The 18,172-nt window shown below is 33.2% G+C and carries 15 protein-coding genes and 1 pseudogene; 14 read left to right on the top strand and 2 right to left on the bottom strand.

The window, feature by feature from the left end; translation table 11 throughout:
• Window positions 1–18: 18 nt before the first annotated feature.
• From isdG to pheT, 5 genes are all read left to right on the top strand, one after another.
• Entirely contained in the window at window positions 19–342 is a 324-nt protein-coding gene (gene isdG / locus IDG63_RS03200) for a staphylobilin-forming heme oxygenase IsdG (RefSeq protein ID WP_000670946.1), read from the top strand.
• Window positions 343–378: 36 nt separating this feature from the next.
• Entirely contained in the window at window positions 379–486 is a 108-nt protein-coding gene (locus IDG63_RS03195; RefSeq protein ID WP_031835094.1) for a hypothetical protein, read from the top strand.
• 239 nt (window positions 487–725) lie between these two features.
• Window positions 726–1,466 carry a TrmH family RNA methyltransferase gene (locus IDG63_RS03190; protein WP_000435374.1) on the top strand — a complete coding sequence of 247 codons (741 nt, stop codon included), beginning with the start codon at window positions 726–728 and terminating at the stop codon, window positions 1,464–1,466.
• A gap of 380 nt (window positions 1,467–1,846) precedes the next feature.
• Window positions 1,847–2,905 (top strand): phenylalanine--tRNA ligase subunit alpha, encoded by a 1,059-nt coding sequence (pheS, locus tag IDG63_RS03185; protein WP_000003566.1) that lies wholly within the window; start codon window positions 1,847–1,849, stop codon window positions 2,903–2,905.
• A complete protein-coding gene (gene pheT, locus IDG63_RS03180) occupies window positions 2,905–5,307 on the top strand; it encodes a phenylalanine--tRNA ligase subunit beta (protein ID WP_000908976.1) in 2,403 nt (800 codons plus the stop codon). Before pheS ends, pheT begins: the two co-directional genes overlap by 1 nt.
• Window positions 5,308–5,741: 434 nt before the next feature.
• Here the strand turns inward: pheT and rnhC are convergent, their stop codons facing one another.
• A complete protein-coding gene (gene rnhC, locus IDG63_RS03175) occupies window positions 5,742–6,680 on the bottom strand; it encodes a ribonuclease HIII (protein ID WP_001284280.1) in 939 nt (312 codons plus the stop codon).
• Between the two features lie 369 nt (window positions 6,681–7,049).
• Between rnhC and zapA the strand changes: the two are divergent.
• From zapA to trxA, 5 genes and pseudogenes are all read left to right on the top strand, one after another.
• A pseudogene (gene zapA / locus IDG63_RS03170) lies at window positions 7,050–7,309 on the top strand (cell division protein ZapA).
• 7 nt (window positions 7,310–7,316) lie between these two features.
• Window positions 7,317–7,838 carry a CvpA family protein gene (locus IDG63_RS03165; protein ID WP_000234074.1) on the top strand — a complete coding sequence of 174 codons (522 nt, stop codon included), beginning with the start codon at window positions 7,317–7,319 and terminating at the stop codon, window positions 7,836–7,838.
• A gap of 72 nt (window positions 7,839–7,910) precedes the next feature.
• Window positions 7,911–9,623: a DNA polymerase/3'-5' exonuclease PolX gene (gene polX / locus IDG63_RS03160; protein WP_000161940.1), complete on the top strand. Its 1,713-nt coding sequence runs from the start codon at window positions 7,911–7,913 to the stop codon at window positions 9,621–9,623.
• 9 nt (window positions 9,624–9,632) lie between these two features.
• The gene (locus IDG63_RS03155) at window positions 9,633–11,981 is read left to right on the top strand and encodes an endonuclease MutS2 (protein WP_001249285.1); all 2,349 of its coding nucleotides are present in this window, start codon (window positions 9,633–9,635) and stop codon (window positions 11,979–11,981) included.
• A gap of 172 nt (window positions 11,982–12,153) precedes the next feature.
• Window positions 12,154–12,468 (top strand): thioredoxin, encoded by a 315-nt coding sequence (gene trxA / locus IDG63_RS03150; RefSeq protein ID WP_001018928.1) that lies wholly within the window; start codon window positions 12,154–12,156, stop codon window positions 12,466–12,468.
• Window positions 12,469–12,530: 62 nt separating this feature from the next.
• Here the strand turns inward: trxA and IDG63_RS03145 are convergent, their stop codons facing one another.
• Window positions 12,531–12,626, bottom strand: coding sequence for a hypothetical protein (locus tag IDG63_RS03145; protein WP_001788625.1), 96 nt, complete (start codon window positions 12,624–12,626; stop codon window positions 12,531–12,533).
• Between the two features lie 165 nt (window positions 12,627–12,791).
• Between IDG63_RS03145 and uvrC the strand changes: the two genes are divergently transcribed.
• From uvrC to sdhB, 4 genes are all read left to right on the top strand, one after another.
• Complete coding sequence (uvrC, locus tag IDG63_RS03140; RefSeq protein ID WP_000390529.1) at window positions 12,792–14,573, top strand: excinuclease ABC subunit UvrC; 1,782 nt, start codon at window positions 12,792–12,794, stop codon at window positions 14,571–14,573.
• 323 nt (window positions 14,574–14,896) lie between these two features.
• Window positions 14,897–15,511, top strand: coding sequence for a succinate dehydrogenase cytochrome b558 subunit (locus IDG63_RS03135; RefSeq protein WP_000079317.1), 615 nt, complete (start codon window positions 14,897–14,899; stop codon window positions 15,509–15,511).
• Window positions 15,512–15,562: 51 nt separating this feature from the next.
• Window positions 15,563–17,329: a succinate dehydrogenase flavoprotein subunit gene (gene sdhA, locus IDG63_RS03130; protein WP_000818278.1), complete on the top strand. Its 1,767-nt coding sequence runs from the start codon at window positions 15,563–15,565 to the stop codon at window positions 17,327–17,329.
• Window positions 17,329–18,144 carry a succinate dehydrogenase iron-sulfur subunit gene (sdhB, locus tag IDG63_RS03125; RefSeq protein WP_000139712.1) on the top strand — a complete coding sequence of 272 codons (816 nt, stop codon included), beginning with the start codon at window positions 17,329–17,331 and terminating at the stop codon, window positions 18,142–18,144. The genes sdhA and sdhB overlap by 1 nt, the downstream gene beginning before the upstream one ends.
• The last annotated feature ends 28 nt before the right edge of the window (window positions 18,145–18,172 follow it).

Here is an 18,172-nt window from a genome sequence, read left to right as displayed (position 1 = left end):
ACAGAAAAGAGGATAATTATGAAATTTATGGCAGAAAATAGGCTGACGTTAACAAAAGGAACAGCAAAAGATATTATAGAACGATTTTACACGAGACATGGGATTGAAACATTAGAAGGCTTTGATGGCATGTTTGTTACACAAACTATAGAACAAGAAGATTTTGATGAAGTGAAAATTTTAACAGTTTGGAAATCAAAGCAAGCTTTTACGGATTGGTTAAAATCTGATGTCTTTAAAGCAGCGCATAAACATGTTAGAAGTAAAAATGAAGATGAAAGTAGCCCGATTATCAATAACAAAGTAATTACATATGATATAGGCTATAGTTACATGAAATAATTGAATTTAAAGAGGTTGCAGTACTTGTTATGACAATTGGTATTGTTAACTTTAGTAACGACCATACATGATACCGATGATGGTCGTTTTTTTAATGAACACAAACATGCTAACAACAAATTGCTAAAACATAGTTTGATTTGAATGTGCTTTGAAAATAATCATCAATTATATCATTTTGATTTATTTTGAAGAAGAAAAGAATTAATAATGATATTTTGGGGCGTATGATTTATAGTAGTAGTATCGATAAAAGAAATTTATACAATTTGAAATATTATGAGTGATAAAAGCGATTAATTAATATTAACTATACAATCAAATGTTTTCATCTTATTAATGATTAATATTTTTATTTTTAAAAATAAAGCGAGGAGCTATCAATGGAACAAATTACTTCTGCACAAAATAATAGAATTAAACAAGCGAACAAGCTAAAAAAGAAACGTGAGAGGGATAAAACTGGATTAGCTTTAATTGAAGGTGTGCATTTAATTGAAGAAGCTTATCAAAGTGGAATTGTAATTACACAATTATTTGCAATTGAACCGGCAAGATTAGATCAGCAAATTATCGCATACGCGCAAGAAGTTTTTGAAATAAACATGAAAGTTGCTGAATCTTTATCAGGTACAGTGACACCACAAGGGTTTTTCGCAATCATTGAGAAGCCGCATTATGATATTTCTAAAGCACAACAAGTATTGCTCATCGATCGTGTTCAAGATCCTGGAAATTTAGGCACATTAATTAGAACTGCGGATGCAGCTGGAATGGATGCTGTAATAATGGAGAAGGGTACGACAGATCCTTATCAAGATAAAGTGTTGCGAGCGAGTCAAGGTAGTGTTTTCCATTTGCCAGTTATGACACAAGATCTCGATACGTTTATTACTCAATTTAATGGTCCTGTTTATGGTACAGCACTTGAAAACGCAGTGGCATACAAAGAAGTTACTTCAAGTGATTCTTTTGCATTACTATTAGGTAATGAGGGAGAAGGTGTTAATCCTGAATTATTAGCACATACTACACAAAATTTAATCATACCTATTTATGGTAAAGCTGAAAGTTTAAATGTAGCGATTGCAGGTAGTATTTTACTTTATCATTTGAAAGGTTGACCGTGTTGAAAGTTTTCCGATATAATTATAATTAATTGTTTAACAGAACATTTCTACGTGATTGCATACACAATTGAATATAAACCAATAAAAAGGCATGGACATTTATATAAATAATTGTTTTAGGGAGAATAATCGTGACTGCAAGTTATTCCAATTATTTAAAGTCTTTTCACCTTTTTGGTTACTTAAAGAGATTTAAGTCGGAAAGACAATCCGTTATCAATATTAAACAAGTGTATGCTTAGGCATAAATTTGGGTGGTACCACGGAAATGACTTTCGTCCCTTATTTTTTAAGAGGATGAAAGTCTTTTTTTAGTTAAACAACAAATATGATAAATATAAAATGAATAGTTCGAATAGGGAGGTCAGTGACATATGTCTGAACAACAAACAATGTCAGAGTTAAAACAACAAGCGCTTGTAGATATTAATGAAGCAAATGATGAACGTGCACTGCAAGAAGTTAAAGTGAAATACTTAGGTAAAAAAGGGTCAGTTAGCGGACTAATGAAATTGATGAAGGATTTGCCGAATGAAGAGAAACCTGCGTTTGGTCAAAAAGTGAATGAATTGCGTCAAACAATTCAAAATGAATTAGATGAAAGACAACAGATGTTAGTTAAAGAAAAATTAAATAAGCAATTGGCTGAAGAAACAATTGATGTATCATTACCAGGTCGTCATATTGAAATCGGTTCAAAGCATCCATTAACACGTACAATAGAAGAAATTGAAGACTTATTCTTAGGTTTAGGTTATGAAATTGTGAATGGATATGAAGTTGAACAAGATCATTATAACTTCGAAATGCTGAATTTACCTAAATCACACCCTGCACGTGATATGCAAGACAGTTTCTATATTACGGATGAAATTTTATTACGTACGCATACATCACCAGTGCAGGCACGTACGATGGAATCACGTCATGGTCAAGGTCCAGTTAAAATTATTTGCCCTGGTAAAGTGTATCGTCGTGACTCTGATGATGCGACACATAGTCATCAATTTACACAAATCGAAGGATTAGTTGTTGATAAAAACGTTAAAATGAGTGATTTGAAAGGCACTTTAGAATTGTTAGCTAAGAAATTATTTGGTGCTGATCGTGAAATTCGTTTACGTCCAAGTTACTTCCCATTCACTGAACCTTCTGTAGAAGTTGATGTGTCATGTTTTAAATGTAAAGGAAAAGGTTGTAATGTGTGTAAACACACAGGATGGATTGAAATTTTAGGTGCTGGAATGGTACATCCTAATGTATTAGAAATGGCTGGTTTTGATTCTTCAGAGTACTCTGGATTTGCATTTGGTATGGGACCAGACCGTATTGCAATGTTGAAATATGGTATAGAAGATATTCGTCATTTCTATACTAATGATGTGAGATTTTTAGATCAATTTAAAGCGGTAGAAGATAGAGGTGACATGTAATGTTGATATCAAATGAATGGTTGAAAGAATATGTAACAATCGATGATTCTGTAAGTAATTTGGCAGAACGTATTACGCGCACAGGTATTGAAGTGGATGATTTAATTGACTACACAAAAGATATCAAAAATTTAGTTGTCGGCTTCGTTAAGTCAAAAGAGAAACATCCTGATGCTGATAAATTAAATGTTTGCCAAGTTGATATCGGAGAAGACGAACCTGTACAAATCGTTTGTGGTGCACCGAACGTTGATGCAGGACAATATGTCATTGTTGCTAAAGTAGGTGGCAGATTGCCTGGTGGTATTAAAATTAAGCGTGCCAAATTACGCGGTGAACGTTCAGAAGGTATGATTTGTTCGTTACAAGAAATTGGTATTTCAAGTAACTATATACCGAAAAGTTTTGAATCAGGCATTTATGTATTTAGTGAAGCCCAAGTTCCAGGAACAGATGCCTTACAAGCTTTATATTTAGATGATCAAGTAATGGAATTTGATTTAACGCCGAATCGTGCAGATGCTTTAAGTATGATAGGTACTGCTTATGAAGTTGCAGCATTATATAATACAAAAATGACTAAGCCAGACACAACATCAAATGAGCTTGAGTTATCTGCAAATGATGAACTGACTGTGACAATTGAAAATGAAGATAAAGTACCATATTATAGTGCACGTGTTGTTCACGACGTGACAATTGAACCCTCGCCAATTTGGATGCAAGCACGCTTAATAAAAGCGGGTATACGTCCTATTAATAATGTTGTTGACATTTCAAATTATGTGTTATTAGAATACGGTCAACCATTGCACATGTTTGATCAAGATGCGATTGGTTCACAACAAATTGTTGTTCGTCAAGCTAATGAAGGCGAAAAAATGACAACATTAGATGATACAGAACGTGAATTATTAACGAGCGATATTGTCATTACTAATGGACAAACTCCAATTGCATTAGCTGGTGTTATGGGTGGCGATTTTTCAGAAGTTAAAGAACAAACATCAAATATAGTGATTGAAGGTGCTATTTTTGATCCAGTTTCAATTCGTCATACATCAAGACGTTTAAATTTACGCAGTGAATCATCTAGTCGTTTTGAAAAAGGAATAGCTACTGAATTTGTAGATGAAGCAGTCGACCGTGCATGTTATTTATTACAAACTTATGCAAACGGAAAAGTGCTAAAAGATAGAGTGTCTTCAGGAGAACTTGGTGCATTTATTACACCAATCGACATCACTGCTGATAAAATTAATCGCACTATTGGATTTGATTTGTCACAAAATGATATTGTTACTATTTTTAATCAACTAGGGTTTGATACAGAAATAAATGATGATGTTATTACAGTGCTAGTACCATCACGTCGTAAAGATATTACAATTAAAGAAGATTTAATTGAAGAAGTTGCACGTATATATGGATACGACGATATTCCATCAACGTTACCTGTCTTCGATAAAGTTACTAGTGGTCAGCTAACTGATCGCCAATATAAAACGAGAATGGTTAAAGAAGTGTTAGAAGGTGCTGGATTAGATCAAGCTATTACGTATTCGTTAGTTTCTAAAGAAGATGCTACTGCATTTTCGATGCAACAGCGTCAAACAATTGATTTATTGATGCCAATGAGTGAAGCGCATGCGTCATTACGTCAAAGTTTATTACCACATTTAATCGAAGCGGCATCATATAATGTGGCACGCAAAAATAAAGATGTAAAATTATTTGAAATCGGCAATGTCTTCTTTGCTAATGGAGAAGGTGAACTACCAGATCAAGTTGAATATTTAAGTGGTATTTTAACTGGAGATTATGTAGTCAATCAATGGCAAGGTAAGAAAGAAACGGTTGATTTCTATTTAGCAAAAGGTGTCGTGGATCGAGTATCTGAAAAGTTAAACCTTGAATTTAGTTATCGTCGTGCCGATATTGATGGATTACATCCAGGTCGTACAGCTGAAATCTTATTAGAAAATAAAGTTGTTGGTTTTATTGGTGAATTACATCCAACATTAGCAGCTGATAATGATTTAAAACGTACGTATGTTTTTGAGTTGAATTTTGATGCATTAATGGCTGTGTCGGTAGGTTACATTAATTACCAGCCAATTCCGAGATTCCCAGGCATGTCTCGTGACATTGCATTAGAAGTAGATCAAAATATTCCAGCAGCTGATTTATTATCAACGATTCATGCACACGGTGGCAATATATTAAAAGATACACTTGTCTTTGATGTATATCAGGGCGAACATTTAGAAAAAGGTAAAAAATCAATTGCAATACGTTTAAATTATTTAGACACAGAAGAAACATTGACAGATGAGCGCGTTTCAAAAGTACAAGCGGAAATTGAAGCAGCATTAATTGAACAAGGTGCTGTTATTAGATAATGATCTAAACCCCATGTATAAGGATATCTGAAGTAGATTGATATCCTTAACATGGGGTTTTATTTTTGGATTCACCAATTAGGATTCGATTGGTTTAAAAAGTCAAAGAGGAACAGCGGAATACAGATGATGCTTTGCACAACTGCATATAAAGTCATACTTATGAGCAAAGCAAATTAGTATGACTTACCTAATAGGATCACCTATTAGGATCCAATTTATAATGATTAAAAATCAAAGAGGAACAGCGGAATACAGATGATGCTTTGCACAACTGCATATAAAGTCATACTTATGAGCAAAGCAAATTAGTATGACTTACCTAATAGGATTTCCTATTAGGATCCAATTTATAATGATTAAAAATCAAAGAGGCACAGCGGATTACAGTTGATGCTTCGCACAACTGCATAAAAGCCTCTAATGATTAAAAATCAAAGAGGCTTTAAAATTTTTTGGGCTTTTTCACGATTTTTAAAATGCTTTTTTGAAATGGTATCTAAATGTGAAAGACCGTATTTTTTTATAATTTTGGCGGCGATTACATCGACTTTAGCACCGGCACCTTTAGGAATCGTCATATTAATATTTTTTGATATTTGATCCATATATGTAACAAATGCGTATCGAGAGATTATGCTTGCCACTGCAATGGCTAATGACTTCGATTCTCCTTTTGTTTCAAATTTTGTTTTCTTTGGAAGTGGTATATCGGATAATGCGTAATGGTTATACACTTCGCGTTTTGCGAACTGATCAATGACGATATAGTCTAATTGAGACGAATCAATTTTTTCAAGTACATTTTTGATGGCTTCATTATGAAGAACAGCTTTCATTTTTACTTGAGTCCAGCCTTTTGCTTGCTGAATATTATATTTTTCATTGTGTAGTGTTAATAATGAATGTGGGATGAAAGTAACCAATTGCTCAGCAAGTTCTACAATTTTGGTATCGGTTAATTTTTTTGAATCATCTACACCCAAAGTTTTTAAAATAGGGACATGCTCTTTGGTAACGAAAGCAGCACATACAGTCAATGGACCAAAGTAATCGCCACTTCCAGCTTCATCACTACCAATACAGTTAAATTGATCATACATTAAAGTTTGTTCAAGAAAAGAATTAGCCATATTTTTCTTTTTAGTTTTATTAGTATTCAATTGAGAATGCTGCGGTAGAAGTTCTTTAGACACAGCTTCTGCATGATTACCTTGAAACATGACTTTACCTGATTGGTAAATATTTACAGTTGTATTTTGATACTTTGCACGTGCTTTCATACCTTGAGGTAAATTCTCAGTATCAAAAGTAATGCGTGACATTAATGTCGTTATGTCTTTATCCGACAATTTAAAAACGATATTCGCCATTTGTGTAAATCCTTTCATAAAATTTCATTATCTTTAGCAAAAATAATCATATCATAAATGATAATAACGTCAGAAACATTTATGTATGTTGTAAAGAATTAATTGCGGATACTTACAAAATACATAGTGGTCATGTATAATGTTTATGAAAATGTTATAGTGACACAATTTAAACATGATAAAGTATTGAATAGAAAATTCTTTACATTATTTCATTATAAAAAGAACATTAAGTCATCTATAGAGATTGTGTTGTTGTTTTATCATAATTGCAATATAACAATATTAGTATCAAATTCAGACAAACTATCCAGTCATATTTTATAACGTGAATTTAGATTTTAAAAAAAGGATCAGGAGAAATTATAAATGGCACAGTTTAAAAACAAGGTAAATGTATCAATTAATGATCAGCTTTTTACAATTGTTGGGGAAGATAACCCAGAGCACATACGATATGTAGCACATTTAGTTGATGATAAAATAAAAGAATTAGGGTATAAAGCAGCAGGTTTAGATACTTCAAGAAAAGCAATACTAACTGCTGTGAATATTATGCATGAAAAAGTACTACTAGAAGAAGAAAATCGACGTTTGAAACAACAAATTCACAAATTGCAGCAGCGTGAGCAATAAATGGTCATTGATTTTATCATAATCATTTTCTTTGTGTATTTTGTCATGGTTGGATTCAGACGAGGTTTTTGGTTATCTATGATACATTTGAGTGCAACGATTGTATCATTGTGGATTGCCAGTCAATTTTACAAATCTATTGTAGAAAGATTAATTGTATTTATTCCATATCCTAAAACAACAGCATTTAATACAACTTTTGCGTTTCATTTTAATCATCTACAAAATCGATTTGAAGCGATTGTAGCTTTTTTAATGATTACATTGTTTTGTAAGTTCATTTTATATCTAATTATCGTAACTTTTGATAAAATAATAGCGTATCAAAACATTCATATTTTCAGTCGTGCAATGGGAATGATAGTTGGTGTGTTTATGACGATAATTGTCTTACACTTTACGTTATATCTATTGGCATTATATCCTAACGAAGCATTACAACATCAGCTTAAAATATCTATTGTGAGTCATTCATTGATTTTTCACATCCCATATTTATCGGCTTTCACCATTAATTTATAAATTATCATAAGAGGTCAGGACAAAGGTATATATTAATGATACGTCCTGGTCTTCTTTTTATGGAGTGTTATTATGACAAAAAAAGATGTTATCAAACTATTAGAACAAATTGCTACTTATATGGAATTAAAAGGGGAAAATACTTTTAAAATATCAGCGTATCGAAAAGCAGCTCAAAGTCTTGAATTAGATGAACGACCATTAGATGAAATATCTGATGTAACGGAGTTAAAAGGCATTGGTAAAGGTGTTGCAGAAGTAATCAATGATTACCGTGAGACCGGTGAATCTCAGTATTTACAGCAATTACAGGAAGAAGTTCCGGAAGGTCTTATTCCACTTTTGAAAATTCAAGGACTTGGAAGCAAGAAAATTGCTAAGCTATATAAAGAGTTGAATATTGTTGATAAAGCGTCACTTCAAGTTGCTTGTGAAAATGGAAAAGTTAGTGAATTAAGCGGATTTGCTAAGAAAACGGAACAAAACATATTAGAAGCTGTGAAACAACTTGGTGCTAAGAAAGATAGATATCCAATTGATCAAATGAGAAGACTTAATCAAGAAATCATTGATTATATAGATACATTAAATTATATCGATCAATATTCATCTGCAGGAAGCTTCCGTCGTTTTAAAGAAATGAGCAAAGATTTAGATTTCATAATAAGTACCGATAACCCAAAAGCAGTGCAGCAGCAATTATTAAATATTCCCAATAAAGTAAAAGAAGTTGCAGTGGGGAACACAAAAGTTTCATTAGAATTAGCGTATGATGATGAAACGATTGGTGTCGATTTTCGATTAATTGAACCAAGTGCTTTTTATCATACATTGCAGCATTTTACTGGGTCAAAAGAACATAATATAAGAATTCGACAACTTGCTAAAGCACGTGATGAAAAAGTAAGTGAATATGGAATTGAACAAGCTGATGGTACATTAATTCAATATGATAGTGAAGCCAAGATATATGAACATTTTAATGTGAATTTTATACCACCTGCTATGCGAGAAGATGGTAGCGAATTTGATAAAGATCTAAGTAATATCATTACAATAGATGATATTAATGGTGATATTCATATGCATACAACGTATAGTGATGGTGCGTTTTCTATTCGAGACATGGTAGAAGCAAATATCGCAAAAGGTTATAAATTCATGGTAATTACTGATCATTCACAAAGTTTACGTGTTGCTAATGGCTTACAAGTAGAAAGACTTTTAAGACAAAACGAAGAAATTAAGGCTTTAGATAAAGAATATAGTGAAATTGATATTTATTCAGGTACAGAAATGGATATATTACCTGATGGCTCGCTGGATTATGATGATGAAATTTTAGCACAACTTGATTATGTAATTGGAGCTATTCATCAAAGCTTTAACCAATCAGAAGAACAAATTATGGAACGATTAGCTAATGCATGTCGCAATCCATACGTGCGACATATAGCGCATCCAACAGGGCGTATTATAGGTAGAAGAGATGGTTATAAACCGAATATTGAACAATTAATGGCATTAGCTGAAGAAACGAATACAGTATTAGAAATTAATGCCAATCCACATCGACTGGATCTGAACGCTGATATCGTTCGTAAATATCCAAATGTGAAATTAACTATTAACACTGATGCGCATCATACAAATCATTTAGATTTTATGAATTATGGCGTAGCAACTGCGCAAAAAGGATTTGTAACAAAAGATAGAGTGATTAACGCATTATCGCGTGAAGCTTTTAAAGACTTTATTGAAAATAATATAAAACTTAAGAAATAGAGGGATTTTATGAGACAAAAAACATTAGACGTCTTAGAATTCGAAAAAATAAAATCACTCGTTGCCAATGAAACTATTAGTGACTTAGGCTTGGAAAAGGTCAATCAAATGATGCCAGCTACTAATTTTGAAACGGTTGTTTTTCAAATGGAAGAAACGGATGAGATTGCTCAAATCTATAATAAGCATCGTTTACCAAGCTTGAGTGGCTTATCTAAAGTATCAGCATTCATTCATCGCGCTGATATTGGCGGCGTTTTAAATGTATCAGAGCTTAACTTGATAAAAAGATTAATTCAAGTACAAAATCAATTCAAGACATTTTATAATCAATTGGTTGAAGAAGATGAAGGTGTTAAATACCCAATATTAGATGACAAGATGAATCAATTACCTGTGTTAACTGATCTTTTTCAACAAATAAATGAAACATGCGATACGTATGATTTATATGATAATGCGAGTTATGAATTGCAAGGGATTAGAAGTAAAATTTCTAGCACGAATCAACGTATTAGACAAAATTTGGACCGTATTGTTAAAAGCCAAGCAAATCAGAAAAAATTATCAGATGCTATTGTAACAGTTAGGAATGAAAGAAACGTTATACCTGTCAAAGCTGAATATCGACAAGATTTTAATGGGATTGTACATGATCAATCTGCTTCAGGACAAACATTGTATATTGAGCCATCATCAGTTGTTGAAATGAATAATCAAATTAGTCGATTACGTCATGACGAAGCAATTGAAAAAGAACGCATTTTAACGCAACTAACTGGTTATGTGGCTGCGGACAAAGATGCACTACTTGTGGCAGAACAAGTCATGGGTCAGTTAGATTTTTTAATCGCAAAAGCGAGATATAGTAGAAGTATTAAAGGAACAAAGCCGATATTTAAAGAGGACCGTACTGTATATTTACCTAAAGCATACCATCCATTATTAAATCGTGAGACTGTTGTAGCTAATACCATCGAATTTATGGAAGATATTGAAACGGTAATTATTACAGGACCGAATACAGGTGGTAAAACTGTAACATTAAAAACATTAGGTTTAATTATTGTTATGGCTCAATCAGGATTGTTGATTCCCACACTTGATGGTAGTCAGTTAAGTGTATTTAAAAATGTATATTGCGATATCGGAGATGAACAATCAATAGAACAATCATTATCAACTTTTTCATCTCATATGACGAATATAGTTGAAATTTTAAAGCATGCAGACAAACATAGTTTAGTTTTATTTGATGAATTAGGTGCAGGTACAGATCCGAGTGAAGGTGCTGCATTAGCAATGAGCATTTTAGATCATGTTAGAAAAATTGGTTCTCTAGTAATGGCAACGACGCACTATCCTGAACTTAAAGCATATAGTTATAATCGAGAAGGCGTTATGAATGCGAGTGTAGAATTTGATGTAGATACTTTGAGTCCAACGTATAAGTTATTAATGGGTGTGCCGGGTCGTTCAAATGCTTTTGACATTTCTAAAAAGTTAGGTCTTAGTTTGAATATTATTAATAAGGCTAAGACGATGATTGGTACTGATGAAAAAGAAATAAATGAAATGATTGAATCATTAGAGCGTAATTACAAACGTGTAGAGACACAGAGGTTAGAACTGGACCGTCTTGTAAAAGAAGCGGAGCAAGTGCATGATGATTTATCTAAGCAGTATCAACAATTCCAAAATTATGAAAAGTCTCTAATAGAGGAAGCGAAAGAAAAAGCAAATCAGAAGATTAAGGCTGCAACAAAAGAAGCTGACGATATTATTAAAGACTTAAGACAATTGCGTGAACAAAAAGGTGCAGATGTTAAAGAACATGAATTGATTGATAAGAAGAAACGATTAGATGATCATTATGAAGCGAAATCTATAAAGCAAAATGTACAAAAGCAAAAATACGATAAAATTGTTGCTGGTGATGAAGTAAAAGTATTATCTTACGGTCAAAAGGGTGAAGTTTTAGAAATTGTCAATGATGAAGAAGCAATTGTTCAAATGGGAATTATTAAAATGAAGTTACCTATTGAAGATTTAGAGAAAAAACAAAAAGAAAAAGTTAAGCCAACGAAAATGGTTACACGTCAAAATCGTCAAACAATTAAAACTGAACTTGACTTACGAGGCTATCGTTATGAGGATGCTTTAATTGAACTAGATCAATATTTAGATCAAGCCGTTTTAAGTAATTACGAACAAGTTTATATCATTCATGGTAAAGGTACAGGTGCACTTCAAAAAGGTGTACAACAACATTTGAAAAAGCATAAAAGTGTTAGTGACTTTAGAGGTGGTATGCCAAGCGAAGGTGGATTTGGCGTTACCGTTGCAACACTAAAATAAATTATAATTTGATAAATTAAATAGCTGCAGTTAAAATAATGTAAAGCAACAAGAATACATTTCAAACATGTTATTTGAAATAAGCATAAAAATTGAGCAAATAGAAATACATGAAGCATGTTATCTGATATAATTTGAACATCATAATAATAATTAAGGAGGATTGGCATTTATGGCAATCGTAAAAGTAACAGATGCAGATTTTGATTCAAAAGTAGAATCTGGTGTACAACTAGTAGATTTTTGGGCAACATGGTGTGGTCCATGTAAAATGATCGCTCCGGTATTAGAAGAATTAGCAGCTGACTATGAAGGTAAAGCTGACATTTTAAAATTAGATGTTGATGAAAATCCATCAACTGCAGCTAAATATGAAGTGATGAGTATTCCAACATTAATCGTCTTTAAAGACGGTCAACCAGTTGATAAAGTTGTTGGTTTCCAACCAAAAGAAAACTTAGCTGAAGTTTTAGATAAACATTTATAAGTTACAACCAATGACGACTGGGGCATTTCTTTAATGAATTGCTCCAGTTTTTGTTTGTGTTTTTAATATAAAAAGTTGAATGATAAGTCATCATATTGTTTACGACTTGAGAATGGTGGGATTAATAAATCTATGAACGTTAAATGATAATCTAGCATGCTGATAGATTTGTAGCAGTTGGTTTGATAAAACCATGTTCAATATTACATGATGTGCATGAAAAGTCATACTCGAAGATGTTGATTATTAACTAGAATTAGTGGTGATAAATTTGAAGCACTTTTGTAGCATCATTCATTTTAAAATTAGAAGGGGGGATATTTTTGGAAGACTATAAGCAACGAATTAAAAATAAATTAAATGTCGTACCTATGGAACCAGGATGCTATTTAATGAAAGATCGTAATGATCAAGTGATATATGTTGGCAAAGCTAAAAAGCTAAGAAATCGATTGCGATCATATTTTACGGGTGCTCATGATGCTAAAACAACGAGACTGGTTGGTGAAATACGTCGCTTTGAGTTTATTGTCACGTCAAGTGAAACAGAATCACTTTTACTGGAATTGAATCTGATTAAACAATATCAACCAAGATATAATATATTATTAAAGGATGATAAAAGTTATCCATTTATTAAAATTACGAAGGAGAAATATCCTAGACTACTAGTGACGAGAACTGTAAAACAAGGTACTGGCAAATATTTCGGACCGTATCCGAATGCATATTCTGCTCAAGAAACTAAAAAGTTATTAGACAGAATATATCCATATCGCAAATGTGATAAGATGCCAGATAAATTATGTCTTTATTACCATATTGGACAATGTTTAGGACCATGTGTATATGACGTTGATTTGAGTAAATACGCACAAATGACGAAGGAAATTACTGATTTTCTGAATGGGGAAGACAAAACAATTTTAAAAAGTTTAGAAGAGCGAATGTTAACTGCAAGTGAATCACTTGATTTTGAACGGGCTAAAGAATATAGAGATTTAATTCAACATATTCAAAATCTGACAAACAAACAAAAAATTATGTCATCAGATAAAACGATTCGTGATGTCTTTGGTTATAGTGTTGATAAAGGATGGATGTGTATCCAAGTTTTCTTTATACGACAAGGTAATATGATAAAGCGAGATACAACGATGATTCCATTACAGCAAACAGAAGAAGAAGAATTTTATACATTTATTGGACAATTTTATAGCTTAAACCAACATATTTTACCTAAGGAAGTTCATGTACCACGTAATTTGGATAAAGAAATGATTCAATCTGTTGTGGACACTAAAATCGTTCAACCCGCGCGAGGTCCCAAAAAAGATATGGTTGACCTAGCTGCACATAACGCTAAAGTATCCTTAAATAATAAATTTGAATTAATATCACGTGATGAGTCCAGAACGATTAAAGCTATTGAAGAACTTGGAACACAAATGGGAATTCAAACACCAATTAGAATTGAAGCATTCGATAATTCTAATATTCAAGGTGTGGATCCAGTGTCAGCAATGGTTACATTTGTCGACGGTAAACCAGATAAGAAAAATTATAGAAAGTATAAAATCAAAACGGTTAAAGGTCCAGATGATTACAAATCAATGAGAGAAGTAGTAAGACGACGATATTCTCGCGTTTTAAACGAAGGATTACCATTACCTGATTTAATAATAGTAGATGGTGGTAAAGGACATATGAACGGGGTTATTGATGTGCTACAAAACGAATTAGGTCTTGATATCCCTGTTGCAGGTTTGCAGAAAAATGATAAACACCAAACATCTGAATTATTATATGGCGCTAGTGCAGAAATTGTACCACTGAAGAAAAATAGCCAGGCATTTTATTTGTTGCACCGTATCCAAGATGAGGTTCACAGATTCGCAATCACATTTCATAGACAAACACGTCAAAAGACAGGCTTGAAATCAATACTTGATGATATAGATGGTATCGGTAACAAACGTAAAACATTATTATTGCGTTCATTCGGTTCAATCAAGAAAATGAAGGAAGCTACACTTGAAGATTTTAAAAATATAGGTATTCCTGAAAACGTCGCAAAGAACCTACATGAACAATTGCATAAATAAATTACTGGGCGTGAGAATCATTCTCATGCCCCAAAATATATGAAATAATGTTACAATATGGTTAACAAAGTTATTTTTTTGAATGTACGTGGAAGCGTTTTCTAAATGAGAAAGTTTATCATCACAAGCAATTTTAAATATCGAATCCAAATGTTACATTGTTCGACATGCAGTTTGGTGATCGTGCAGTGTGTATTTGTCTTTAAAATGTTTCGCTTAATGATAATGACAACGCTAGAAACGATATCACTTTAGGGGGTTAAGCGTACGTTTAATATAAATAGCTCAATAAATTAAATATTCGTTCACAGGGGGGACTCCTTTTGGCTCAATCAAAAAATGAATTTTATCTAAGACGTATTCACTCGTTATTAGGTATTATCCCAATAGGTGCATTTTTGGTCGTTCATTTATTAGTGAATCACCAAGCAACACAAGGTGCTGAAGCGTTTAATAAGGCATCTAACTTTATGGAATCATTACCATTTCTAATTATTGTAGAATTTTTATTTATATACATTCCGTTGTTATATCACGGTTTGTTTGGTATACACATTGCATTTACAGCAAAAGAAAATGTTGGACATTACTCGATTTTTAGAAACTGGATGTTCTTCTTCCAAAGAGTGAGTGGTATCTTAACATTTATCTTTATTGGTATCCATTTATGGCAAACACGTTTACAAAAAGCATTTTACGGCAAAGAAGTGAATTACGATTTAATGCACGAAACATTGCAACATCCTGGATGGGCAATATTTTATATTATTTGTATTATTGCTGTTGTGTTCCACTTTGCAAATGGCTTATGGTCATTCTTAGTTACTTGGGGTGGACTTCAATCTCCAAAATCACAACGAGTATTTACATGGGTTTCATTAATCGTATTTTTAGTTATTTCGTATATTGGTGTTACTGCAATTATTGCCTTTATGTAATACATCGCATTTAACAAATATAGATTGAAAATTTAGGGGAGTGAAATTTTTATGGCAGAGAAACATCTTATTGTTGTCGGAGGTGGCCTAGCGGGCTTAATGTCAACAATTAAAGCGGCAGAAAAAGGTGCACATGTAGATTTGTTCTCAGTTGTACCAGTAAAGCGTTCGCACTCTGTTTGTGCCCAAGGTGGCATTAATGGTGCGGTCAATACTAAAGGGGAAGGCGATTCTCCTTGGATTCACTTTGATGATACAGTGTATGGTGGCGATTTCCTTGCAAACCAACCACCTGTTAAAGCGATGACAGAGGCAGCACCTAAAATTATTCATTTATTAGACCGTATGGGCGTAATGTTCAATAGAACAAATGAAGGTCTATTAGATTTTAGACGTTTCGGTGGTACATTACATCACAGAACAGCATATGCAGGGGCAACAACTGGACAACAATTATTATATGCATTGGATGAACAAGTTCGTGCATATGAAGTAGATGGATTAGTTACGAAGTATGAAGGATGGGAATTCCTTGGCATAGTTAAAGGTGACGATGATAGTGCAAGAGGTATCGTTGCACAAAATATGACAACTGCTGAGATTGAAACATTTGGTTCAGATGCAGTTATTATGGCAACGGGTGGCCCTGGTATTATTTTCGGTAAAACAACAAACTCAATGATTAATACAGGATCAGCGGCTTCCATTGTTTACCAACAAGGCGCTATTTATGCTAATGGTGAGTTCATTCAAATTCATCCTACTGCAATCCCTGGTGATGATAAACTGCGACTAATGAGTGAATCAGCACGTGGTGAAGGTGGACGAATTTGGACATATAAAGATGGTAAGCCTTGGTACTTCTTAGAAGAGAAATATCCTGATTATGGTAACTTAGTACCTCGTGATATCGCAACGCGTGAAATTTTCGATGTATGTATTAACCAAAAATTAGGTATAAATGGCGAAAACATGGTATATCTTGATTTGTCACATAAAGATCCACATGAGTTAGATGTAAAACTAGGTGGTATCATTGAGATTTATGAAAAATTCACTGGTGATGACCCACGCAAAGTACCAATGAAGATTTTCCCAGCTGTTCACTATTCAATGGGTGGTCTATATGTAGATTATGATCAAATGACAAATATTAAAGGGTTATTTGCAGCTGGAGAATGTGACTTCTCTCAACATGGTGGTAACCGCTTAGGTGCCAATTCATTGTTATCAGCGATTTATGGTGGTACAGTAGCAGGTCCAAACGCGATTGATTATATTTCAAATATTGATCGATCATATACTGATATGGACGAAAGTATTTTTGAAAAGCGTAAAGCTGAAGAGCAAGAACGTTTTGATAAATTATTAGCTATGCGCGGTACAGAAAATGCATATAAATTACACCGTGAACTTGGTGAAATTATGACAGCAAATGTAACTGTTGTTCGTGAAAATGAAAAACTGTTAGAAACAGATAAAAAGATTGTTGAATTGATGAAACGTTATGAAGATATTGATATGGAAGATACTCAAACTTGGAGTAACCAAGCGGTATTCTTTACCCGTCAACTATGGAACATGTTAGTACTTGCACGTGTTATTACGATTGGTGCATATAACCGTAACGAATCACGCGGTGCCCATTATAAACCAGAATTCCCAGAGCGTAATGATGAAGAGTGGTTAAAAACGACAATGGCCTCATTCCAAGGCGCATTTGAAAAACCGCAGTTTACTTATGATGACGTCGATGTGAGTTTAATACCACCTCGTAAACGTGATTACACAAGTAAGTCTAAAGGGGGTAAAAAATAATGACTGAACAATCAGTGAAAAACACTCCACAACATGAAACACAATCTAAACCGAAACAAAAAACAGTAAAATTAATTATTAAACGACAAGATACAAGTGATTCTAAGCCTTATGAAGAAACATTTGAAATTCCATATCGTGAAAATTTAAACGTCATTGCTTGTTTAATGGAAATTAGACGTAACCCAGTTAATATTAAAGGTGAAAAAACAACACCTGTTGTCTGGGATATGAACTGCTTAGAAGAAGTATGTGGAGCATGTTCTATGGTTATCAATGGTCGTGCAAGACAATCTTGTTCTGCGATTGTTGATCAATTAGAACAACCTATTCGTTTAGAGCCAATGAATACTTTCCCAGTTATCCGTGACTTACAAGTTGATCGTTCTAGAATGTTCGATAACTTAAAACGTATGAAAGCATGGATCCCAATTGATGGAACGTATGATTTAGGTCCGGGACCACGTATGCCAGAGAAAAAACGTCAAACAGCTTATGAATTATCTAAATGTATGACATGTGGTGTATGTTTAGAGGTTTGTCCTAATGTTACTGAAAATAATAAATTCGTTGGTGCACAAGCAATCTCGCAAGTTCGTTTGTTTAATTTGCACCCAACAGGATCTATGACTAAAGATGAACGTTTAAATGCATTAATGGGTACTGGTGGCTTACAGCAGTGTGGTAATTCACAAAACTGTGTTAATGCTTGCCCTAAAGGTATTCCATTAACAACATCCATTGCAGCAATGAACAGAGAAACAACATTCCACATGTTTAAATCATTCTTTGGTTCAGACCATGAAGTAGAATAAAAATTAATCCCTTTTGAGTTAAAATGTT

Origin of the sequence: Staphylococcus sp. EG-SA-14, assembly GCF_017151935.1 — a bacterium.
Taxonomy (GTDB): domain Bacteria; phylum Bacillota; class Bacilli; order Staphylococcales; family Staphylococcaceae; genus Staphylococcus; species Staphylococcus aureus.
This window is presented reverse-complemented; position numbering and strand designations above follow the sequence as displayed.